Origin of the sequence: Desulfogranum mediterraneum DSM 13871 (genome assembly GCF_000429965.1) — a bacterium.
GTDB lineage: Bacteria > Desulfobacterota > Desulfobulbia > Desulfobulbales > Desulfobulbaceae > Desulfogranum > Desulfogranum mediterraneum.
Map to the genome: position 1 here is coordinate 238,502 of NZ_KE387006.1, position 21,743 is coordinate 260,244.

The 21,743-nt window shown below is 60.4% G+C and carries 18 protein-coding genes; 15 read left to right on the forward strand and 3 right to left on the reverse strand.

What is annotated here, in order from left to right; all coding sequences use genetic code 11:
• Window positions 1–344: 344 nt before the first annotated feature.
• Genes G494_RS0119255 through G494_RS0119265 form a run of 3 tightly spaced genes read right to left on the reverse strand, consistent with a single transcriptional unit; the run spans window position 345 to window position 2,678 of the window.
• Window positions 345–1,553, reverse strand: a complete 1,209-nt coding sequence (locus G494_RS0119255; RefSeq protein ID WP_028585822.1) for a sensor domain-containing diguanylate cyclase — start codon at window positions 1,551–1,553, stop codon at window positions 345–347.
• Window positions 1,550–2,293 carry a sulfite exporter TauE/SafE family protein gene (locus G494_RS0119260; protein WP_028585823.1) on the reverse strand — a complete coding sequence of 248 codons (744 nt, stop codon included), beginning with the start codon at window positions 2,291–2,293 and terminating at the stop codon, window positions 1,550–1,552. Before G494_RS0119260 ends, G494_RS0119255 begins: the two co-directional genes overlap by 4 nt.
• 22 nt (window positions 2,294–2,315) lie before the next feature.
• Complete coding sequence (locus G494_RS0119265; protein ID WP_028585824.1) at window positions 2,316–2,678, reverse strand: rhodanese-like domain-containing protein; 363 nt, start codon at window positions 2,676–2,678, stop codon at window positions 2,316–2,318.
• A gap of 518 nt (window positions 2,679–3,196) precedes the next feature.
• Between G494_RS0119265 and G494_RS0119270 the strand changes: the two genes are divergently transcribed.
• The 15 genes from G494_RS0119270 (at window position 3,197) to G494_RS0119350 (ending at window position 21,700) form a co-directional block, all read left to right on the forward strand.
• The gene (locus tag G494_RS0119270; protein ID WP_028585825.1) at window positions 3,197–3,616 is read left to right on the forward strand and encodes a DUF4019 domain-containing protein; all 420 of its coding nucleotides are present in this window, start codon (window positions 3,197–3,199) and stop codon (window positions 3,614–3,616) included.
• A gap of 93 nt (window positions 3,617–3,709) precedes the next feature.
• A complete protein-coding gene (locus G494_RS0119275; RefSeq protein WP_028585826.1) occupies window positions 3,710–4,897 on the forward strand; it encodes a dipeptidase in 1,188 nt (395 codons plus the stop codon).
• Between the two features lie 150 nt (window positions 4,898–5,047).
• Complete coding sequence (locus G494_RS0119280) at window positions 5,048–5,845, forward strand: FAD binding domain-containing protein (RefSeq protein ID WP_028585827.1); 798 nt, start codon at window positions 5,048–5,050, stop codon at window positions 5,843–5,845.
• Window positions 5,835–6,284, forward strand: a complete 450-nt coding sequence (locus tag G494_RS0119285) for a (2Fe-2S)-binding protein (RefSeq protein WP_028585828.1) — start codon at window positions 5,835–5,837, stop codon at window positions 6,282–6,284. Before G494_RS0119280 ends, G494_RS0119285 begins: the two co-directional genes overlap by 11 nt.
• A complete protein-coding gene (locus G494_RS24575) occupies window positions 6,284–8,638 on the forward strand; it encodes a xanthine dehydrogenase family protein molybdopterin-binding subunit (protein ID WP_084457104.1) in 2,355 nt (784 codons plus the stop codon). Before G494_RS0119285 ends, G494_RS24575 begins: the two co-directional genes overlap by 1 nt.
• On the forward strand, window positions 8,625–9,404 hold the full coding sequence (gene yqeC / locus G494_RS24580; protein WP_051305893.1) for a selenium cofactor biosynthesis protein YqeC: 780 nt from the start codon (window positions 8,625–8,627) through the stop codon (window positions 9,402–9,404). Before G494_RS24575 ends, yqeC begins: the two co-directional genes overlap by 14 nt.
• The gene (locus G494_RS0119300; RefSeq protein WP_028585829.1) at window positions 9,385–10,020 is read left to right on the forward strand and encodes an NTP transferase domain-containing protein; all 636 of its coding nucleotides are present in this window, start codon (window positions 9,385–9,387) and stop codon (window positions 10,018–10,020) included. Before yqeC ends, G494_RS0119300 begins: the two co-directional genes overlap by 20 nt.
• Window positions 10,017–10,844 (forward strand): selenium-dependent molybdenum cofactor biosynthesis protein YqeB, encoded by an 828-nt coding sequence (gene yqeB, locus G494_RS0119305; RefSeq protein WP_028585830.1) that lies wholly within the window; start codon window positions 10,017–10,019, stop codon window positions 10,842–10,844. The genes G494_RS0119300 and yqeB overlap by 4 nt, the downstream gene beginning before the upstream one ends.
• A gap of 176 nt (window positions 10,845–11,020) precedes the next feature.
• Window positions 11,021–11,614 carry an HDIG domain-containing metalloprotein gene (locus tag G494_RS0119310; RefSeq protein ID WP_028585831.1) on the forward strand — a complete coding sequence of 198 codons (594 nt, stop codon included), beginning with the start codon at window positions 11,021–11,023 and terminating at the stop codon, window positions 11,612–11,614.
• Between the two features lie 836 nt (window positions 11,615–12,450).
• The gene (locus tag G494_RS0119315) at window positions 12,451–13,650 is read left to right on the forward strand and encodes a putative sulfate/molybdate transporter (RefSeq protein WP_028585832.1); all 1,200 of its coding nucleotides are present in this window, start codon (window positions 12,451–12,453) and stop codon (window positions 13,648–13,650) included.
• Window positions 13,651–13,929: 279 nt separating this feature from the next.
• Window positions 13,930–14,868: a Trm112 family protein gene (locus G494_RS0119325; RefSeq protein WP_028585833.1), complete on the forward strand. Its 939-nt coding sequence runs from the start codon at window positions 13,930–13,932 to the stop codon at window positions 14,866–14,868.
• A gap of 9 nt (window positions 14,869–14,877) precedes the next feature.
• Window positions 14,878–16,935: a molybdopterin-containing oxidoreductase family protein gene (locus tag G494_RS0119330; protein ID WP_028585834.1), complete on the forward strand. Its 2,058-nt coding sequence runs from the start codon at window positions 14,878–14,880 to the stop codon at window positions 16,933–16,935.
• 97 nt (window positions 16,936–17,032) lie between these two features.
• Complete coding sequence (locus tag G494_RS0119335; protein WP_028585835.1) at window positions 17,033–17,812, forward strand: LytR/AlgR family response regulator transcription factor; 780 nt, start codon at window positions 17,033–17,035, stop codon at window positions 17,810–17,812.
• 55 nt (window positions 17,813–17,867) lie between these two features.
• Window positions 17,868–19,604, forward strand: coding sequence for a LytS/YhcK type 5TM receptor domain-containing protein (locus tag G494_RS24585; RefSeq protein WP_035247593.1), 1,737 nt, complete (start codon window positions 17,868–17,870; stop codon window positions 19,602–19,604).
• A 653-nt stretch (window positions 19,605–20,257) separates the two neighbouring features.
• On the forward strand, window positions 20,258–21,700 hold the full coding sequence (locus G494_RS0119350; RefSeq protein WP_028585837.1) for a carbon starvation CstA family protein: 1,443 nt from the start codon (window positions 20,258–20,260) through the stop codon (window positions 21,698–21,700).
• The last annotated feature ends 43 nt before the right edge of the window (window positions 21,701–21,743 follow it).

The following is a 21,743-nucleotide window of genomic DNA, read 5'->3' on the forward strand; positions in this document are numbered from 1 at the left end:
TGCATCCCATTGTCAGCATCGCCATAGTCAGCCCGCTGCTGATCCCCCTGCAACCGGACCCTTCCCGGTTAGGTTTTCTCTTCTTGAGCAGTTGGCGATCACCGCGGGCAGCAGCCCTCTGTCCGGGTTGGGCTTGGCCCTGGTGAGTCGGATACAAGGCTTCACCCCGGGGGATTCTGCAGAGCAACTGGCACTATGGGCTGGTGATGTGGGGTGGGGCCTCGCTGCTGAATCTGCTTCTCTTGAGGGTACCTTGAGCTGATGAGCGGCAAGGTTCGGCCCAGGGCTTTGGAGAGAGGGAAGGAGCGGCTTTATCTGCCCCTGGCCTGGGGGAACTCGCTGGCCTAGTATTGCAGGCGGTTCCTGCCGGCCCGCTTGGCGATATACATCAGACGATCCGCGCCTCTGTACATGGCGTCAAACAGGGGGGAAAAGCTGCTGTCCACCATCCCCATGCTCACGGTTACCTCTATCTGTTGACGGGTAAAGGTCTGGCAGCGAATCGCTTCGAGCAACCTGGTGGCGATTGCCAGGGCCTGCTCCTTGGGGAGAGGCAGGGCGATCCCGAATTCCTCTCCGCCCAACCGACCGAAGATTTCATTGCTACGGAGATATTTTTTCAGTAATCCGGTCAGCTCCCTGAGTACATCGTCGCCGACGTCGTGACCGTAGAGGTCATTGATTTCCTTGAAGTGATCCACATCCAGCATAATAAATGATATGGTCCCATTGGCCGGGTCTGTCATCATTTTCTGGGCCATCTCCATAAAGGTACTGCGGTTGTAAATGGTGGTCAGGCCATCGGTCTGTGCCCTGGAGAGCAGGGCCTTCTTTTCCTGGACATGCTCGGTAACATCCAGAAAGATGACGATGTAGCTGTTGGCAGAGACTTGCTCGATCTCCCGTTCAAGGACTATGGGGGTGTCCCTGGTCTGGAAGGTGACAAGTTTTTTGCTGTTCTTCTTCTTGGCCTCTTCGAAATCTTCAAGTAATAAAGATATGTTGTTACCTGTGAGTGATTCTTTTTCTTGGCCGACCAACTTGAGGAAATAGGGGTTGACCCGTTCGATCTTCCCGTCCACCACGAAGAGCAAGCCGGCAGGAACCCGGTTGAAGATGATCTCAAGCTCCAGGTAGCGGTTCTCTATCTCCTGGCGTGCCTCAACCTCAAAGCTTATATCATCGAAGGACCAGAGGATAAAGCGGCCTGCATCTGCAGCAAGGGGAATGCCGGTGAGCTTGACCCAGAACAGTTCGCCATGCTTCTTCCTGTACTGCAGTTCACTACTTTGGTAGGAGCCGTCTCTGGTCTGGTCAAAATATTTTTTGTACTCTTCAAAATGGGTCCTGGTCGGTGTTAACAGCGCGGTCTTGCAGCCGACAATCTCCTCGTTGCTGTAGCCGAAGAGCGCACAGAATCTCTTGTTGGCCTTTCTGATTATGCGCTGTTCATCCACCAGGATCATCGCGGTGATGCTGTTGGCAAAGAGCTGTTCATCCCTGATGGGATCACTCTCCAACTGGGGGGGTGTTTCCTGAAGATCTGGGGTCATCTGATGATCATCCCGTAGATCATGTTGCCCGCGATCAGGCATAAGATCGCTGCCAGTATGTTTTTCATCTCTACATCTCTGAGGTAACTGTGCATGATGGTGGTGCCGATGATTCCGCCAAGCAGGGCTGCTACGGTTATGACCATGATCAAGATCCAGTCTATATCCACCAGGTAGGCATAGGAGAGGAATGCGGTACAGGTCGATGCAGGAATCATCAAGCTGACGGTTGCAGCGATTTTTTTCGGAGGAAATCGCATGTAGGCCAGTGCCGGGATAATCAATGCCCCTCCTCCTATCCCCAGCAAACCTGCCATAAATCCGACGGAGCACGCCAGCGGATACATCAGCCAGTTCATCTTCTCCCGCTGCAGGTAACGCTGCTCCTGTTGGCCAAAGATCAGATAGGCAGAGAGGAGCAAAAAAAGGACAAACAGGGCTTTGATATAGACGAGCTTGAAATGCTGCCCTGCGTATGCCCCCAGGGGGGCGCTCAGTCCGGAGATGCAGAGAAAGGGAACGGCTGCCTTCACCTCCAGTACTTTTTGCCGGTAGTTGATCAGGCTGGCTGTGGAGGTGGTAACGGTGTTGACCAAGAGTCCGGCTGCCTTGGCGAGATCGAAGCCAACGCCCAGCAGAGAGAGTAGGGGGATCAGGACAATGGCGGATCCCACGCCTCCGGTTGCAAACAGCGCTGAAAAAAAGAGAGTGAGCGTAAAGCTGGCAAGGTAGAAGAGCACCTCTGCGGCTACTGGCTACTGGCTACTGTTGCAGATCCTTTGCCTGGCCACCGCGAAGTCGGTCGGCCAGTTTCAGTAAGCCGCCGCTGAGGATCTTTGCCTGAAAACCTTGCTGGAGCAGATACTGGCAGGCGATGTTGGAACGGATCTCCAGAGGACAGGCACAGACGATGATCTTCTCCCCGGGCAGTTCCTTCAGCCGGTCAGGCAGCTCGTTTAGGGGGATTTCCAGCGCAAACTTCATACCCCAGAGTCTGGTTTCAAAGGGAAAACGAACATCGAGCAGCACGGCTTCATCCTCGTTGCAGAGGGTGATCAACTGATCGGGGCTGAGCAAGATCTCGCCGATATCTTTCATGGTCATGTTCCTGAGAAACTCATCCATATCTCTACCTCATGCCGGGCGATTGTATTTTCAAGAAAGAAGAGAAACGATAGGCATCTGCTCGAGGGCACCGGGCTGTGTCTCCTCTTGGCCACGCGGTTTGCAGAGCTGATAAAGGTTCTGGTGATTCTGGGGGGAACGAGGACCACCTGCTCCTGAATACGCCTACGCTGAATCGTGCTCAACGAACCAGGGGAATCCTGGTGCTGACAGTTATAGCCCCTATTGTCGCATCTGGAATGGGATTCGTCAAATCCAAATGAAAAAAAATCGCTTGTTGGCGCTGCCCTCTCTCCTGCCCGTTTTTCCCGGTGTCGACTATTTAATTGTCCTCTGCTTGTATTAATGGTAGGTGTTTAACTGTTTGAAATAATGAGGTTAGTGGTGTCGTTATCCAGCGGCTGGTCCGAGCCGCTCCCGGGTGGCGTTCGCCTCCGAGATCTCCAGTGTTTGCAGGGCTCTGAGCCGATTGGAACCCCAAGAGAACACCAAGAGCAATCCTTGAAAGGGAGGAAATCATGACAAAGCGAGTTCTGCTGGTTGTTGGCCTGTTGCTGTTGTTTACGGCTCAGCCACTCTGGGCTGTTGAAGAGCAGGAGGAGCAGGCCCGGACGGCTGCCGCTGCCTGGCTGTCCCTGGTGGATGCGGGCAAGTATGGTCTGAGCTGGGACCAGGCCTCGGACTATTTTCAGAAGAATGTTAGCAAGGAGCATTGGCAAAAGACGGCCCAGGGGGTGCGAATACCCCTGGGGACGCTGCTTTCGCGCCGGCTGCTGGCCAGCCAGTATACCACCAGCCTGCCCGGTGCCCCGGATGGGGAGTATGTGGTGATCCAGTATGCCGCCTCCTTTAGCCAGAAGGAGGCAGCCGTAGAGACGGTGACGCCTTCCCGGCAGCAGGATGGGACCTGGCGGGTATCGGGCTACTATATTCGTTAGCTGCCCTTAGAAGGCGACTGTGTTTCAGGAGCGTTGCAGGCGGCCGGGAGGAGCGTTTCGCGCTCCAGGCAAAGGAGATCGAGTTGAGAAGCAATGGCTGCAGATAGCACCACCGGCTTGCCGCTCAAACCGTCATCTGGCTTGGCCGGGCTCATCGACGCCAGGGTCAATCGCACCCTCCTGGCCCCGCGGCCGCTGAGTGCAGAGGCCGCCCGTCTCCATGGTGAGCTCAGGGTGGTGGATCTCCATGCCGATTTCCTGCTCTGGAACCGGGGGGCCTGGGAGTTCTCCTCCAGGGGGCACCTGGACCGGCAGCGGCTGCATCAGGGCAACGTGGCCATCCAGGTTTGTGCTGCGGTAACCGGGGTACCGGCCACGGCTCTCCTGGGCGCTCGTCGGCATCCCGATCGCTGGGATACCATCGACCTCTTGGGCCGGCTCCAGGGCTGGCCACGGCAGACCCGTTCCAGCAGGCTGGCCAGGGCACTCTATCAGGCCGAGAAGCTGAAGGCGATTATCGCGGCCGCTGGCGACTCACCCATTCCCCTGAAGCTGATCACCAGCTGCCGGGATATCGATGAGGTCCTGGATTGCCGTAGTCAGGGGGAGGCCCTCATCGGTGTGATCCTGGCCCTGGAGGGGGCCCATGCCTTGGAGGGCAATCCTGCCAATATCCAGCCCCTCTTTCAAGCCGGCTATCGGATCCTGGGCTTAACCCACTTCATGGACAATGCCATGGCCGGTGCCGCCGAAGGAAAGACAGGCCATGGCCTGACCCCGGCAGGGCAAACCCTGGTGCAGCAGGCGCAGGAACTGGGAATGCTCCTTGACCTGGCCCATGCCTCGGAAGAGACCATCGAGGATCTCCTGGGGATGACGAGCAGACCGGTGATGGCATCCCATGGCGGGGTCAGGGCGACCAGCGACAGCCCCCGCAATCTGGGACCTGCCCAGGTTGCCGCCATCGGTCGAACAGAGGGGGTGGTGGGCATTGGCCTCTTTGCACGGGCCCTGGGGGGGCAGAGCCTCACCCTGGTGTCCCGGGCCATGGACTATGTGGCCACCAGGGCCGGGTTGGAGCATGTGGCCCTGGGTTCGGATTTTGACGGTTTTGTCTCCACCGTGGTGGATAGCGCCGGCCTGCCCAGGATCACCCAGGCCCTGCTTCGTCACCTTGAGGGCCGGGAGGCGGAGCCGTCTTTTGCCAGCAAAAAAGCCATTGCCGGGATCATGGGCGAAAATGTTCTGCGGGTCCTGCGGCAAACCCTGCCTGGGGAGTGAGCCTCCCTCTCCTTTCGCCCTGCTGTTTCGCTCCCCCTTTTTCCCTGCCAAATCTCCTTTGCAAGAAGGGCGCTTTGGTGTCTAATAGCTCTGTTTAGGATCGCCTGTCCCGGCCTGTCTGCCGGGTATTTAAAGAGGATTATTCTGCTTATGCTCCAGATAGAAAGATACGTCCTGGCCTCGGATCTCAAGGAGGCCTATGAGCTGTTGACCACGGTGCCGGGAAGTGCGGTCCTGGGGGGCTGCGGCTACCTGCGCCTGGGGGCGCGGGCCATCACCACGGCCATAGACCTCTCGGCTCTGCAACTGGATTATGTCCGGGAAAACGGTCCCTGGATCGAGATAGGGGCCATGACCAGCCTGCGGAGCATGGAGACCCATCCTCTGCTTCGCTCCCTGGCCGGCGGGGTCCTGCCCCGCTCCCTTGGTCATATCGTCGGGGTCCAGCTGCGTGCTGCGGTCACCATCGGCGGCACCGTGGCCGGGCGCTACCCCTTCTCCGACCCCCTCACCGCCCTCCTGGCCCTGGAGGCCCGGGTCCATCTCCACCAGCGCGGGGTCCTCCCCCTGGAGGAGTTTCTCTCTGCCAAGCCGGCCAGGGACGTGGTGGTGCAGCTCTCCATCCCCCGGGATGAACGGCTGGCCGCCTTCGGTTCGGTGCGCAGGGCCCAGACCGACTATGCCGTGCTCAACGCCGCGGTCTCCCGGAAGGACGAGGAGTACCGGCTGGTGGTGGGCAGCCGGCCGGGCCGGGCCATGCTGGTGCCGGCGGCAGCCGCCTATCTCCGTCAACACGGCCTGAGCCGGGAGAGCATCGTCGAGGCCGCCGGGATCACCGTCCAGGCAGTCCCCCTGGGCACGAACCCCAGGGGCAGTGAGGCCTATCGCCGGGCGGTCTGTCCTGTTTTGATCAAACGACTCTTGAGCGAGGTGCTGCATGGAGCTTGAAACAACCATCAACGGCCGGAGGGTGAGCCTTACCTTTGCTAACGGCGAGTTTCTCGCCGAGACCCTGCGCCGCTATGGCTACCTCAGTGTCAAGCGCGGCTGCAACACCGGTTCCTGCGGTCTCTGCACGGTCTGGCTCGACCAGCGGCCGGTGCTCTCCTGCGCGACCCTCACCGCCCGGGTGGCCGAGCACCAGATCACCACCATCGAGGCCCTCCAGGAGGAGGCCGAGGCCTTTGGCCGCTACATGGTGGCCCAGGGGGCCGAGCAGTGCGGCTTCTGTTCCCCGGGCTTTGTGATGACCGTCCTGGCCATGAAGCGGGAGCTGAGCAATCCCACACCAGAGGAGATCAGCCACTACCTGGCCGGCAATCTCTGCCGCTGTTCCGGCTACAAGGGCCAGATGCGTGCCATTCAAGAGTTTATGGAGGTGGAGTGATGCGTCATCTACAGCAGGCCGTGGCCAAGATCGACGGTCTGGCCCTGGTCAAGGGCGTACCGGCCTATACCAGTGACCTGGACCTGAACAACAACGTTCTGGTGGTCAAGCTGCTGCGCAGCCCCCACGCATCGGCCCTGATCCGCTCCATCGATGTTGCTGCGGCCCGGGCCCTGCCAGGGGTGGAGTGTGTGCTCACCCATGAGGATGTCCCCCAGACCGCCTTTACCCTGGCCGGCCAGTCCTATCCCGAACCCTCGCCCTATGACCGCAGGGTCCTGGATCGACGGCTCCGCTATGTGGGGGATGAGGTGGCCATTGTCGCGGCCGTGGACGAGGCCAGCGCCACCCGGGCCCTGGCCCTGATCCGAGTGGACTACCAGGTGCTCACCCCGGTGCTGGATCCGGCCTCGGCCCTGGACAACGCGGAGCTGGTCCACCCGGAGTCGGTCCACACCAACTTTGAGATCGGCTGTGACCCCTCCAGAAACATCGCTGCCGCCCATGCGGTGGAGCAGGGGGATGTGGAGGCGGAACTGGCCGCCTCTCCGGTGGTGCTGGAGCAGACCTACCATACCCAGGCCCAGGCCCACTGCATGATGGAGACCTACCGGGCCACCACCTCCCTGGATGTCCATGGCCGTCTCCAGGTGATGACCTCCACCCAGGTCCCCTACCATGTGCGGCGTCATCTCTCCCGGATCCTGGATATCCCCAGGAACAGGATCAAGGTACTCAAGCCCCGGGTGGGCGGAGGCTTCGGCGGCAAGCAGACCGCCAGCGTCGAGATCTTTCCCGCCCTGGTGACCATGAAGACCGGTAAACCTGCCCGCCTGGTCTACAGCCGCCCCGAGGCCTTCAGCTCTACCACCACCCGCCATGCCATGGCCCTCACCGTCCGCCTGGGTGCAGACCGGGACGGCAGCCTCAGGGCCATCGATATCCACTGTCTCTCGGATACCGGTGCCTACGGCGAGCATGCGCCCACGGTCTTCTGGGTGGTGGGGCAGAAGACCCTGCCCCTCTATGCCCGGGCCAGGGCCTGCCGCTACCACGGCCACGCGGTCTATACCAACAAGACCCCGGGAGGCGCCCTGCGCGGCTACGGGGCCACCCAGGGTACCTTTGCCCTGGAGTCGGCCCTCAACGAGTTGGCCGACCAGCTGGGCATGGACCCGGCCGAGCTGAGGCTCAAGAATCTGATCACTCCGGGCGACAGCCACCCGGTCCTCTCCGGTTCCCTGCCCGGCGAGCCGGCACGACTGGCCAGCTCCACCCTGGACCGCTGCATCACCAGGGGGTGCGAGCTGATCGGCTGGGAGGAGCACTATCCCCGGGTCCAGCTCAGCGATACCCGGGTGCGCGGCTACGGCATGGCCGTGACCATGCAGGGCTCGGGCATCGCCCGGATCGATACCGCCTCGGTGCTGCTCAAGCTCAACGAGGATGGCTTCTTTACCCTGAGCCACTCGGCCTCGGATATGGGCCAGGGCTCGGATACGGTGATCAATCAGGTGGCGGCCGAGGTCCTGGAGGTGGAGCTGGAACAGATCGTCTCCTCCAGCTTTGATCTGGATACCCTGCCCTATGATCCCGGTGCCTATGCCTCCAGCGGCGCCTATGTCACCGGCAACGCAGCCCTGCGGGCGGCCGAGGATATGAAGGCCCAGATGCGGGCCGCCGTGGCCCGGCTGTGGTCGCTGGCGGACGGGGCCCGGGTCGACTATGCAGACGGCATCTTCAGCGGCGAGGACGGCCAGACCATGAGCCTGGCCGAACTGGCCCAGACCCTCTGTTCCTTTGAGGGGATGGATCAGCTGGTCGGCAAGGGAACCTTTGGCGGCGAGACCTCGCCGCCGCCCTTTATCGCGGGATTTGCCGAGGTCGAGGTGGATCTGGAGACCGGCGAGTGTGTGGTGAGCGATTACGTGGCCGTGGTGGACTGCGGTACGGTGCTCAACCGGAACCTGGCCCGGATCCAGGTGGAGGGGGGCGTGGTCATGGGCATCGGCCTGGGGCTCTACGAGGAGGTGCGCCACAACTCCAAGGGGCGGCTGATGACCGACTCCTTCATGGAGTATAACCTGCCCAGCCGCCTGGATATCCACGATATCCGGGTGGTCTTTGAAGAGAGCGTTGAACCCACCGGTCCCTTTGGCGCCAAGTCCATCGGTGAGGTGGTCTGCAACACCCCGGCACCGGCCATTGCCCAGGCCATTGCCAATGCCGTCAATGCCGTCAATGCTGTCAATGTGGCCGATGTGGGCAATCTGCCCCGGCTCTATTTCCGGGAGCTGCCCATCACCCCGGAAAAGGTGCTGCTGGCCACCCTGGGCGCTGATGCAGCCGACTGAGGACGGTGCTGCAGCCGGGAAGGATTCTGTGCTGCCCCTGTTTTACCGGGCCCTGGGGCTGGGCCCGGGCCAGGTGGTCTGCCTGGTGGGGGCCGGAGGCAAGACCAGCCTGCTCTATCGGCTGGCCCGGGAGGCGCGCGCCCTGGGGCTGCGGGTGCTGGTCTCCACCACCACCCGGATCGCCCGGCCGGCAGACGAGACCTATGACGGGCTGGATCTGAGCGGTGCCCTCTTTGCAGGCCGGGAGCTGAGCCGTCCCGGGATCTACCTGGGCGGCAGTGCGGCTGCCCGGGGTTCCAAGATCCGCGGGGTGGGCCCGGAGCTGCTCAGCCGGGAGCAGCCACGCTTTGACCTGGTCCTGCTGGAGGCCGATGGCGCCGCCCGCAAACCCCTGAAGGGCTGGAAGGCCAGCGAGCCGGTGATCCCTGCCCTAACCAGTCGGACCATCGGGGTGGTGGATATCCAGACCATCGGAGCGGTCATCACGCAGCAGCTGGTCCACCGTCTTGAGCTCTTTCTGGAGCTGACCCGGGCAAAGGTGGGCGAACCGGTCAGGCTGGAGCATCTCTGCAGGCTGATCACCCATGAGCGGGGACTCTTTCAGTATGCAAGGGGTCAGCGCTGCCTCCTGCTCAACAAGGTGGAGTCTGGCCCGGACCGTTGCCATGCCGACGCACTTGCCGGCCGACTGGGTCAGCTGGCTCGGCTGCAGGTGGTGGCCGGCAGTGTCCAGCAGGGCGTGTGCCATGGTTGCCATGCTTGTTGACGCTGTGAGCGATCGGCCGGATGCCGTCATCCTGGCCGCCGGCGCTTCCCGGCGGATGGGCGCCAACAAGCTGCTCCTCCCCCTGGGGACGACCACGGTCCTGGACTGTTTTCTCCGTCCATTTCCCTTTGCACTGTTTGGACGGGTCATGCTGGTCTATGGGGATCCCCGGGTGGCCGAGGCGGCCTCCTCCTACCCCCTGGTCTGCGTTGCCAACCAGGCGCCTGCGCTGGGCAAGAGCCACTCCATCCGTCTGGGGCTGGCCCGGAGCCGTTCCCCCCTGGGGCTGATGTTCTGCGTGGCCGACCAACCCCTGCTCCAGGCCGCCACTGTTGAGCGTCTGGTGAAGGTCTTTATTGATAAGCCGGAGATGATGGTGGTGCCGGTGGCACCGGGAAAGGCCGGGCTGCAGCAGAATCCGGTGGTTTTTCCGGCAGCCTCTCGTATGGAGCTGGAGGCGCTCCAGGGCGACTCCGGCGGCCGCCGACTCCTGGCCCGTTTCCCTGCTCAGGTCCGGCAGGTACCCTTTGACGATGAGCAACAGTTTATGGACATCGATACCCCGGAGCGTTACCAGCTGGCCAGGGAGATCTACGCTCTGAGGAGCCAGCCATGAGGCGGCTGGAGTCCAGGGGTGTGGTGGTGGTCCGGGGTGGCGGAGATATCGCCAGCGGCACCATCCATAGGCTCCATCGCTGCGGTTTTCGGCTGCTGGTTCTGGAGAGCGCCCGGCCCACGGCCATTCGCCGCAGTGTGGCTTTTTCCGAGGCCGTCTCACAGGGGGAGGCCACCGTGGAGGGAGTCCGGGCGGTGCTGATTACCAAGCTCTCCCAGGCCGGGGAACTCTGGGCACAGGGAGAGATCCCGCTGCTGGTGGATCCCCAGGCACACTGCCTGGCAGAGCTCTACCCGGACGCACTGGTGGACGCCATCCTGGCCAAGAAGAATCGTGGCAGCCACCGGGCCATGGCCGCGGTGACCATCGGCCTGGGTCCGGGTTTTTCGGCCGGCGAGGAGGTGGATGCGGTGATCGAGACCGCCCGGGGCCATGACCTGGGCAGGGTGATCCTCCAGGGACCGGCCTCGGCCAACAGCGGCATCCCCGGGGAGATCAACGGATTTACCACGGAGCGGGTGGTCTACGCCTCGCTCGGCGGGACCCTCCGGGTTCGGCGGCAGATCGGCGAGGAGGTCATCCAGGGGGAGACCCTGGCATGGATTGCTGACCAGCCGGTTCCGGCCCCGATCAGCGGGGTGGTGCGGGGGATCCTGCCGTCCGGTTTTGCGGTCCGCCCCGGCCTGAAGATGGCGGACATCGATCCCCGCCCCGGCAGCCGGGCCCACTGCCAGACCATCTCGGACAAGGCCCGGACCATCAGCGGCGGGGTCCTGGAGGCCCTGTTCTTTCTCCAACAGCGGCAGGTTGCTCAAGATGAGTGAGCCGGAGCAGGCGGATATCCTCAGCCTGATCGCTCTATCGGGAGATGAGATCTTTCGATCAAGGTCAGCTGAGCGCCGCCCAGAATAACGCAGTGGTCGGCGGAAAGGCCCTTTTTCAAGGGGGCCTAATCCTATAACCGGCGAAGCCTGTAACCCGCAAGTCAGGAGGGAAGACCATGGAAAGAGAGCAGCAAACAACCCCAGGGCCCGGCCGTGAGCAGGCCCTTGAGCTTTTTCTTCGCTATAATCAATCTGAAAGTTTGCTCAAACACGCCCTGGCCGTGGAGGGGGTGATGCGCTACTTTGCCCGCCAGCGGCAGCAGGACGAGGAGCAGTGGGGTATCGTCGGTCTGCTCCATGACCTGGATTACGAACAGTTTCCTGAACAGCACTGTCTCAAGGCCGGGGAGATCCTCCGGGAAGAGGGCTGGCCCGAAGAGATGATCCGGGCCGTGGTCAGTCATGGCTGGGGGATCTGCAGCGAGGTGGAGCCGCTAAGCGAGCTGGAGCAGGTGCTCTATGCCGTCGACGAACTCACCGGTCTGGTGGCCACCACCGCCCTGGTGCGCCCCTCCAGGAGCGTGATGGACCTCAAGCCCAAGTCGGTGAAGAAGAAGTGGAAGGACAGGCGCTTTGCCGCCGGGGTGGACCGCTCCATCATCGAGCGTGGCGCGGCCATGCTGGGGGTGGAACTCGGCGAGTTGATTGCCGACACCATCATGGGCATGCGCGAGGTGGCCGAGGAGATCGGCCTCAAGGGTGAGGCATGAGCGTTTTCTGCTGTGATGGGTGGCGTGTTTTTTGGCCGCGATCGGGGCGGAAATCAGAAATTGGGTACAGATAAGGGTACGTTGAAAAGTGAGATTTTTCGATCAAGATCAGGAAAGCGTAGCCTCTGAGGCATGGGGAAAAATGGCGCAGGCATATAACTGATATTTCGAGGATAAAATTTTCGAGATGACGTAGAGATTGGAAAAAGCGCTTTTTTAAAGGAGTCATAATATATATGCCTTACAGGACCATCGTCTGAGCAGCCTGCACCCTTTTTCCAACAGCTCGGATTACGAGGGGGCTGGATTACTATCGAAAAAAGCAGGGTTGCCTGTAAAAAATCATGTGTTGACGCCGCAATGGAGAGGCGAATACAGGGGTAAGGGAAAAGTGCCTGAATACGCATGGCAGCGAGGGGCTCTCCCCACTCAGTCATTCCCGCGCAGGCGGGAATCCAGTTTTGGAGGAACCATGAAGCTCCCTTGCGTTTACATCCTGGCGAGCAAACGGAAGGGGGGACACTCTACACCGGTGTGAGCCGCGACCTGCTCAGGCGTGTCTGTGAATCTAGCGGGCAGTGAGAACTGTTCGCATTGGCAGTTTTGTCGCTATTGTAGAAAATATTTAGGGTAAATATGCATCCTGAATTCGTATAATAAGCGCATAACCTCTGTAGGTAGTTGAAGAGGAGGGAAAAGTCCTTTGTTAGTATTTGCGTAGGGTCGTGAATGCTGGGTATAGGGTTGGCTGGAGCTCACTTTACCGATAACCAACCGGTTTTGATGATATGTCTCTGTGAGTGTCGCTCATCAGAACGGTATATGAGGGGGAGTAGATGTCTGATCGTTTCGCCTGGAATCGCATGGAACTGGCCGGCTCCCTGGGGGATCTGGGGACCCTGCTGCCCATTGCCATGGCCATGGTCCTGGTCAATGGCCTCAATCCGGTGGGGGTCTTTTTCTCCATTGGTCTGTTCTATATTTGCTCAGGCCTCTTTTTCGGGGTAACCGTCCCGGTGCAGCCCATGAAGGTGATCGGTGCCTATGCCATTGCCACCGCCCTGACCCCTTCCCAGATCATGGCCTCCTCCCTGCTGATCGGGGGCTTTCTCCTGCTCATAGGGCTGACCGGGGCCATTGATCTGATCAGAAGATATACCCCCAGGGCGGTGATCCGGGGGGTGCAGCTCTCCACCGGCATCCTCCTGCTCTCCGGAGGGATCAAGTTCATCATCGGCAGCTCCAGGTTTCAGCAACTCCAGCATGCTGCCGAGCCCTACCTGGCCCTCCAGTCCCTGGGGCCGCTCCAGGTGGGGGTGGTCATCGGCCTGGTCGGCGGCCTGGTCACCCTGCTCCTCTTGGACAACAAGCGCTATCCTGCAGGTCTGGTGGTGGTGGTCGGCGGAATCCTGAGCGGCCTGCTCCTGGGGGCCAGGGTGGAGCTCGCCACGGCGGAGCTTGGTTTTGCGCTGCCGGAACTGCTGCCCTTTCCCTTTCCGGCAAAGGCGGACTTCTCCTTTGCCCTCCTGGTGCTGGTCCTGCCCCAGCTGCCCATGACCGTGGGCAATGCGGTGCTGGCCTATGCCGATCTCTCCCAGCAGTACTTTGCTGAGCGCTCCGCCAGGGTGACCAACCGCAACGTCTGCCTGAGCATGGCCCTGGCCAACTTCCTGAGTTTCTGTTGCGGCGGGATCCCCCTCTGTCACGGTGCCGGCGGCCTGGCAGCCCACTATCGCTTCGGCGCCCGCACCGCGGCCTCCAACCTGATGATCGGCGGGATCTTTCTGGTCCTGGCCCTGTTCTGCGGTGGGCAGATCATCGGCCTGCTCAACCTGCTGCCCATGGCGGTCATGGGGGTGCTGCTGGTCTTTGCCGGTGCCCAGCTGGCCCTGAGTGTGATGGACCTGGAGGCGCGCAAGGACCTCTTTGTGGCCATGCTGATCCTGGGGATTACCCTGGCCGCCAACCTGGCGGTGGGCTTTATGGTGGGGCTGGTGGTGGCCTGGCTGCTCAAGTGGGAAAAACTGTCGATCTAAGGGGGGAGGGTGTCAAGACCGGGTTTGACCCCGCAGGCGCTCCCCTCCCTGCCATGGGGCCGGCGGTTCAGCCTGTCCCGGTTCAGGTGTGAGAGGAACCCCATGCCCATACCCTTCATTGAGTCAACCCTCAGCCCTTGACCTCATGGGGCAATGGGGCTAGGCTCAATATATCCCCAAGTATCAGTGGCAATATCTGTATCATTACTCACTCCATAGGCGGATGATCTTCCTGCCTATCGGCTATTTTTCGACATACAAAGAAGAGAAAGGAGAGTCATGAAAAAACAGTTACTGGAGTTGCTTATCTGTCCTCTCTGCCTGCCCAGGGAGTTTCCGTTGACAGCCGATATCATGGTCGAGTCCCATGGTGATATCGAGACCGGAACCCTCGGCTGTCCCTCCTGCAGGTCATCGTTTCCCATCACCGACGGCATCGCCAACCTCGACCCCATGCATCGGCCGGCGGCGGTGGCTGCCAACAGGTACGAGACCGAGACGCTGGTCGCCTCCTATCTCTGGAGTCACTTCAGCGAGCTCACCGCTGACGAGCACAGCTCCCGGGCCTACTCCACCTGGGCCGGACTGATTGAGCCGCACAGCGGTATCGCCCTTGACGTCGGCGGCGCGGTGGGCCGCTTCGCCTTTGAGATGAGTGGCCGCTCCGACTTGGCCATCGGGCTTGACAACTCGGTGGCCTTTACCCGCGCCGCCCGCAACCTTATGAAAAAACGGCAACTGTCTGTGGCCATCAAGGATGAAGGGCTTAGCGGCAAGCTCTTCTCCCTCGAGCTGCCGGACCACTTCATCAGTGAGAGGGTGGAGTTCATCGTTGCCAACGCCCTGGCCCTGCCCTTCCGTGGGGACGCCATCGGCTCGTTTTCCTCACTCAACCTGGCCGACAAGGTGCCCTCCCCAATGCAGCATCTCAGGGAGATGAACCGGGTGACCCGTCGGCAGAAGGCTCAATTTCTCCTCTCTGACCCCTTTTCCTGGTCCGAGGAGGTTGCTCCGGTAAGTGAGTGGCTGGGCGGCCAGGAGGCCGGCCCATTCAGCGGCCGCGGCATCGATAACATCAGCCGGCTGCTGCAGGATCCCGAGGGGGTCCTGCAGCCGGCCTGGCAGGTCAGCGAACCGGATAGTGTCTGGTGGAAGATCCGGACCCACACCAACCACTATGAACTGATCCGGAGCTGCTTCGTGCATGCCAGGCGATAGGAGGGAACGATGATCCATGATACCATCTGCCGTCTCTGTTCCTCCTGCTGTCCGATCCAGGCCCAGGTCGAAGACGGCCGCCTGGTTGCTGCCTGGCGCAAATCCTTTCTTGAGCCGGACCAGCGGCTGGTCTGCCCCAAGCTCCGTCATGCCCCGGATATCGTCTACTCAGAGCAACGGCTCACCAGTCCGCTGATCAGGGAGGCGGACGGCAGCTTCCGCGAGGCGGGCTGGGACGAGGCACTCGACAGGGTGGTGGCGCTGATGAACCGCCATAAGCAGGCATCCGGCCCCCAGTCGGTGGCCTGGCTGCGCGGCATGGCCGCCGACTGGGGGGCTCCCTGGGACTACCCCAACCGGCTGATGCACTGCTTCGGTTCGCCCAATACCATCGGCAACGGCTCAATCTGCTTTGTGGCCCGTGACTTCGCCCACAGCTACACCTATGGTTCCATGGCCTTTCCCGAGGCAAAGAACGCCAAATGCATCATCGTCTGGGGGAAAAATGACGGCAACACCGTCTTGGGGGCAGCCGAAGGCATCGCGCACGCCCAGGCAAACGGGGCCACCCTGATCGTTGTCGACCCGGTCAGGACCCGCCTGGCCGCAAGGGCCGACATCTGGCTGCAGATCAAGCCGGGCCACGACGCCTTGCTGGCCATGGCAATGATCCATGAGATCGTGGCGCAGGGCTGGTATGACACCGAGTTCATCGAGCGTTATACCCTTGGTTTTGATACCCTGAAAGCGGTCGCTGCCCACTATTCCCCGGAGGCGGTGGCCGAGGCGATCTGGCTTACCGTCGAACAGATCAGGGAGGTGGCCCGGATATACGCCACCACCAGGCCTGCCTCCATCGTTGACGGCAACGGGCTCGACATGCACCGGGAGGTATTCGACTCCACCAGGACGGTGGCGATGTTGCGTGCCATCAGCGGCAACCTCGATATCCAGGGCGGCGATGTGCTGCCCCAGGCCGTAGCAGTGCGCAATATCCAGCTCAAGGATCGGCTGCCCGCCGGGGTCGAGCCGATCACGCGCGACTACCCCCTGTTCAACTCCTTCAGCGAGACCTGGGGTAACCAGGTCCAGGGTTGTGTCATCAACGCCCTCCTTGACCAGGATCCCTATCCGCTGAAAATGGTGGTGGTCCAGTCCGCTAACCCGCTGGTGACCATGGCCGACTCGGCCCGGACCAGAGAGGCCTTTGAGGCGGTGGAGTCGCTGGTCGTCATCGACATCTTCATGACCGAGACCGCCAGGCTTGCCGAGGTGGTGCTCCCGGCTGCCAGCTGCTTTGAGAAGACCCAGCTCAACCGCTCCTCGATCCGCAACAATCCCGTCATCCTGCAGAACGAGGTGATCGAGCCGCTCCACGACTCCTGGCCGGACTGGAAGATCGTCTTCGAGCTGGGCAGGCGGCTCGGCTTCAGCGAGGAGTTTCCCTGGCAGTCTGCTGAAGAGGCGATCAATTACCAGCTCGAACCCACCGGGATCACCGTTGCCAGCCTGCGCGGGAACCCCAACGGCCTCAGGCTGGAGGAGCTGCGCTATAAAAAATATGAGCAGGATGGTTTTTCCACCCCATCGGGGAAGGTGGAGTTTTGCTCCGAGCGCCTTGCCGCAGGGGGCTTTGCCGCCACTCCGCTGGAGCAGGGCATGGGTACCAGTCCCATCAGCTTTGCCGACAGGGCCGACGAGTTCCCCCTGATCGGGATCAGCGGTGGCCGCGATACCCGTTTTACCAACTCACAGTTTTTCACCATCGCGAAGCTGAGGGAGAAGGGGCCCGGCTGCTGTGTCGATCTCCACCCCGAGGATGCGACAGGCCTTGGCATCAGCCAGGGGGACCCGGTGGCCATCGTCACCCCGAAAGGCAAGGTCGAGATGGAGGCACGGCTCTCCACCGTCGTCAGATCCGGCTCGATCCGGCTGGCCTGGGGCTGGGGCGACTACCGGCCGCAATCGGGTCTCAACCTGCTTACCGAGGATGAGGTCCGTGGAGCGGTCACCGGCACTTCCACCAGCCGCTCGTTTATGTGCCGGCTGGAACCTCAGAGGAACTGAGGGGCTGAGGCTGGCTTGAAACCTTGTTTTTCACCTTTTCCCCTGTATGGGTACCCTGAACATAGGGCTGGCAGAGTTCTTGTGAGGTCGTGTTCCAATGAAGATTAGATGTGTCATCGTGGATGACGAGGCCCCGGCACGTGACGAGCTTCGTTACCTGCTTTCCCGTTACAGTGAGGTTGAGGTCTGCGGAGAGGCGGATTCTGCCGGCAAGGCCATCTCCGTCATTAAGCAGCTGAAACCCAACCTGGCCTTTCTGGATATTCAGATGCCGGGGAGAAACGGTTTTGAGGTTATCCAGGCCCTCGCTGCCATGGAAGCGCCTCCCGTTTTCGTGTTTGTTACCGCCTTCGACAACTATGCGGTCAAGGCCTTTGAAGAGAGTGCCGTTGACTATATCCTCAAGCCCATATCCGAGCAGAGGTTGGCGACCACCGTTGAGCGGGTAGGGCGACTCCTGGCGGAGAGCGATGAAACCTCCCTGGAATCTCGGCTGCAATCCCTGATCAACCATGTCGCCAGCTCTAGCCAGCCAGAGACGGTGAAAATCTCGGTGGAGAAGAATGGCCGCATGAGGCTGCTGGCACCGGAGGAGATCGTCTACTGCAGCTATCGTGAGGGCCGAATCCATGTCCACACCTTTGAGGCGACCATTCCCCTGCACGGGATCACGACCATGGACCGCTTGGAGGGGCATCTTGCCGGTTCAGGTTTTTTCAGGGCACATCGATCCGTTCTCGTCAATCTCAATTTCATCCGGGAGTTCAGCCCCTGGTTCAACGGAAAATACAGCCTCATCATGGCGGACCGTGAAGGCTCCGAGCTTGCGGTCAGCCGTTCCCGGGTGAAAGCCTTTAAAGAGCGGCTGGCTATCTAGTCAGCCGCTCTTGGCAAGGCATAAAGAATACCTCCGTAGTCTCTGGTTATCCTCCATGTCCATCGCAGCACTGATCACGATCCTGTTAAAGCATGTCGGCCTGTTGGTGGCCGGTGCCTTTGTCCTCCTGACCATCTCCCCGGTTCAGGAGATCAATTTCCGAAAAACCTGTATTGCAAACCGACTCTTCCTCATCATCTTTTTCGGTCTGTTTGGGATTCTCGGCACCTACAGCGGCAACGCTATCTTTAACTCCATCGCCAATCTCAGGGCCATGGCCGTGATAACGGCCGGCCTGTTCGGTGGTCCGCTGGTGGGCCTGGGCGCAGGGCTCATCGCCGGCGGCCATAGATTTATCATCGATCCGTGGGGCTTCAGTGCCATTGCCTGTTCCCTGGCCACCATCCTCGAGGGCGTTCTTGCCGGGGGGGTGCACCATCACTTCAAGGAACGATGCATGGATTGGAAGATCGCCTTTGTCCTGACCCTCTTTGGCGAGGGCATTCACATGGGGATGGTGTTGCTGCTTTCCCAGCCCTTTGCCAGCGCCCTTGCCCTGGTTAAGGTGATTGCCCTGCCCATGATCATCGGCAACAGCCTCGGTGCGGCCCTGTTTGTACACGTGATCGTCTCCATTCAGGCCTTCAGGGAGCGGAAGGAGTCGGATCAGACCCAGAAGATTTTTGATATTGCCAACACAACGGTTGCCTATCTTCGTTCCGGCCTGAATAGGGACAGCGCCCAGGCAATGGCGAGGATTATTCATGAGAAGTTGCCGGTGGCTGCGGTTTCGGTGACAGACACTGCTCAGGTGCTCGCCCACGAGGGAGAGGGCAACGACCATCATCTCGCGGGCAAGCCCATCATCACCAGGGCCACCATGCGGCTCATCTCAAGCGGGGAGCCTATCTTCCTGAAGGAACGGGAGTCGATCGGCTGCAACAGAGATGACTGTCCCTTCCGCTCGGCCATAATCGTGCCCCTGAAAAAGGGGGGCGGGATTGTCGGCACCTTGAAATTTTACGGCTCTTCACGCTTTGAACTCAACTCGATCCTCTTTGAGATCGCCAAGGGCTTGACCGACCTCTTTTCCATTCAGCTGGAGCTTGCGGATATCCAGGTGAAGGACAGGTTGCTGGCCCATGCGGAAATCCGTCACCTTCAGGCCCAGATCAATCCCCATTTCCTCTTTAACTCGCTGAACACCATTGCCTCCTTCTGTCGTACCGCACCGGATCGAGCAAGGGAGCTTATCCTGGATCTCTCCCTGTATATGCGGAAGAACCTCGATTCTTCCAGGGGCTTCATCCGTCTTGCCGATGAGCTGGATCAAATCAACTCCTACCTGGCCATAGAGAAGGCCCGCTTCGGCGAGCTCATCAAGGTGGAGATCGAGGTGGAGGAGGGGTGCAGAGAGTGGCCGATTCCTTCCCTGATCATCCAGCCCCTGGTCGAAAATGCCATCAAGCACGGCCTCAAGGCGAGGGAGGGAGGGGGCACCATCGGGCTTGCCATCCTCAGCCGCCAGGATGTGCTGGAGGTGACGGTTCGTGACGACGGTATGGGGATCCCGACAGATGTCCTCGCCTCCCTCCTGCTCAGAAAGGAGATCGAATCCCACCAGGAAGGGGTCGGGCTGCGGAACTCCAACTACCGGCTCGAGCAGATATACGGTCCCGAGTATGCGATGAAGATCGAGAGCCTTCCTGAACAGGGCACGACCATCTCTTTTTCCATTCCCAGGCAGGCGGAGTTGATGCCCCTTGCCGAGGGCGTGGCGGCTGGCCCATGAAGCAAGCCGTGTGCACCAGTCTTTTGTGGCACTGCCGCTGAAGGGTCTCTCCCCATGGGCTGGTCTATCGTAGCCGTCCATCCTGTGCAGGCAGGCGTCCAGAGGTCTCTCCCCATGGCTGGTTTATCATAGCCGTCCATCCCGTGCAGGCAGGCGTCCGGGGTTCTCTCTCCATGCCCTGATCTGTTGTAGCCGTCATTGCCGCCCAGGAGTCCATGGCGGAAAAGAATGCATGGATAGATCCATAATAACCGCAATCAAAACCAGCCCGGACATCATCCACAATGACCTCCGTACAGAGGGGGGCTCCGGAAGGGAACTCCCTCATCTTTTTGAGCCTGAAGAAGAGGTTCAATCCATGCTCATCTACCATCCTCAAGACTCTTTGGAGCGTTGAACAGTCGACCCGTATCCTGCAACAGGGGGCTTTTCTCCCAAGCCTGTTGCATGGGGCTTAGCTGTTATCTCCCCTGGGGACATTCGGATAGAGCCAAAACAGGGCAGTGCAACTCAGCTCCTTCCAGCTCCCTTCCAGGCCCCGAATTATACCTTCCGGCCCGGATCTGTTGTTCGCCCGAGTGACCTCCGTTAGCATCTCCTTGCATCGAAGCAGCAGAGTATCTACTCGTCATTCAACCAAAGGAGGATAAGAGATGACATTTTTTCTAAGCTGTGTCGGGTTGCTCATACTCGGCTACTGTACCTACGGCCTTTTCGTGGAAAAGGTTTTCGGCATTGATGAGGCCAGGAAAACCCCCTGCCTGGTCAAGGAGGATGGGGTGGATTACATCTCCATGCCCACCTGGAAGGTCTTTTTCATCCAGCTCCTCGATATCGCGGGTCTCGGCCCCATCTTCGGTCCCATCCTCGGAGCGCTCTACGGGCCTTCCGCCCTGTTATGGATCGTGGTCGGCTGTATCTTCGGCGGCGCGGTCCATGATTATTTCAGCGGGATGTTGTCTGTCAGGAGTGGCGGAAAATCGATCCCTGAGGTGGTTGGTGATATCATGGGAATGCCGGCCAGGCAGGCGCTGCGCATCTTTTCCATTATTTTGCTGCTCCTGGTCGGGGTGGTCTTTATCCTTGGGCCGGCCAAGCTGCTCAGCAACCTCACCGGCCTCAACGTCCAGCTGCTCATCGGCTCTATCTTCCTCTACTATTTCACGGCAACCATCCTGCCAATCGACAAGATCATCGGTCGGCTCTACCCCCTGTTCGGCGCCCTGCTGATCTTCATGACCGTGGGAATCATGGGAGGCCTCATCTACCACGGCTATGAGATCCTGCCGAACCTTGATTTTGGCGCCAATACCCATCCCGGCGATAAGGCCATCTGGCCGCTGCTGTTTATCACCCTCTCCTGCGGGGCGATCAGCGGGTTCCATTCGACCCAGTCGCCTCTCATGGCCCGTTGCATCAACAACGAGAACAAGGGGCGCCAGGTCTTTTACGGTTCCATGATCATGGAGGGCATCATTGCCCTGATCTGGACGACTGTCGGCCTTTCCTTCTATACCGGTCCGGAGGCCATGAACAGTGTGATCGCCTCCGGTTCACCGGCTGCTGTGGTCAATGAGGCCTGCAACACCCTGCTTGGTCCCCTGGGCGGTTTTCTCGCCATTCTCGGGGTGGTTATCCTGCCCATCTCCAGCGGTGATACTGCCTTCAGGTCAACCCGGCTGATTATTGCCGAAACCTTTAAGATGGACCAGTCCAAGGCGGCAAAACGTCTTATGATTGCAGTCCCGCTGTTCATCGTCGCCTTCCTGATTACCCAGGTCGATTTCAAGATCATCTGGCGTTATTTCGGATGGTCGAACCAGATGCTTTCCATGCTGGTGCTCTGGAGCGCTGCAATCTATCTTGCAAAGAAGGGGAAGTTTCACTGGATCTGTTCACTTCCCGCAGCCTTCATGACCGCTGTGGATGCCGCCTTTATCCTCCAGGCCAAGATTGGCTTTGGCCTGCCGGCCCTGCCGTCAAACATTGCCAGCGTCGCCATGGCGATCGCCAGCCTGGTCCTGTTCGTGGTCTATGTGCGTCCTGCAGAGATTGTCTGGGAGAAGGGTGCATCCGAGGGGGTGGTCTGTAACTGAGGCAGGAAGATTCCTTTTCTGCCCTCTTCGGGTTCTGGCAAAA

What these genes read in the sequence shown, in the direction of transcription:
- G494_RS0119335 (WP_028585835.1), top strand. Translation starts at nt 17,033, where the DNA reads ATGAAGATTAGATGTGTCATCGTGGATGACGAGGCCCCGGCACGTGAC.
- G494_RS0119270 (WP_028585825.1), top strand. Translation starts at nt 3,197, where the DNA reads ATGACAAAGCGAGTTCTGCTGGTTGTTGGCCTGTTGCTGTTGTTTACG.
- G494_RS0119255 (WP_028585822.1), bottom strand. Translation starts at nt 1,553, where the DNA reads ATGACCCCAGATCTTCAGGAAACACCCCCCCAGTTGGAGAGTGATCCC.
- G494_RS0119275 (WP_028585826.1), top strand. Translation starts at nt 3,710, where the DNA reads ATGGCTGCAGATAGCACCACCGGCTTGCCGCTCAAACCGTCATCTGGC.
- G494_RS0119325 (WP_028585833.1), top strand. Translation starts at nt 13,930, where the DNA reads ATGAAAAAACAGTTACTGGAGTTGCTTATCTGTCCTCTCTGCCTGCCC.
- G494_RS0119350 (WP_028585837.1), top strand. Translation starts at nt 20,258, where the DNA reads ATGACATTTTTTCTAAGCTGTGTCGGGTTGCTCATACTCGGCTACTGT.
- G494_RS0119265 (WP_028585824.1), bottom strand. Translation starts at nt 2,678, where the DNA reads ATGGATGAGTTTCTCAGGAACATGACCATGAAAGATATCGGCGAGATC.
- G494_RS24575 (WP_084457104.1), top strand. Translation starts at nt 6,284, where the DNA reads ATGCGTCATCTACAGCAGGCCGTGGCCAAGATCGACGGTCTGGCCCTG.
- G494_RS0119315 (WP_028585832.1), top strand. Translation starts at nt 12,451, where the DNA reads ATGTCTGATCGTTTCGCCTGGAATCGCATGGAACTGGCCGGCTCCCTG.
- G494_RS0119285 (WP_028585828.1), top strand. Translation starts at nt 5,835, where the DNA reads ATGGAGCTTGAAACAACCATCAACGGCCGGAGGGTGAGCCTTACCTTT.
- G494_RS0119330 (WP_028585834.1), top strand. Translation starts at nt 14,878, where the DNA reads ATGATCCATGATACCATCTGCCGTCTCTGTTCCTCCTGCTGTCCGATC.
- yqeC (WP_051305893.1), top strand. Translation starts at nt 8,625, where the DNA reads ATGCAGCCGACTGAGGACGGTGCTGCAGCCGGGAAGGATTCTGTGCTG.
- G494_RS0119310 (WP_028585831.1), top strand. Translation starts at nt 11,021, where the DNA reads ATGGAAAGAGAGCAGCAAACAACCCCAGGGCCCGGCCGTGAGCAGGCC.
- G494_RS24585 (WP_035247593.1), top strand. Translation starts at nt 17,868, where the DNA reads ATGTCCATCGCAGCACTGATCACGATCCTGTTAAAGCATGTCGGCCTG.
- yqeB (WP_028585830.1), top strand. Translation starts at nt 10,017, where the DNA reads ATGAGGCGGCTGGAGTCCAGGGGTGTGGTGGTGGTCCGGGGTGGCGGA.
- G494_RS0119300 (WP_028585829.1), top strand. Translation starts at nt 9,385, where the DNA reads ATGGTTGCCATGCTTGTTGACGCTGTGAGCGATCGGCCGGATGCCGTC.
- G494_RS0119280 (WP_028585827.1), top strand. Translation starts at nt 5,048, where the DNA reads ATGCTCCAGATAGAAAGATACGTCCTGGCCTCGGATCTCAAGGAGGCC.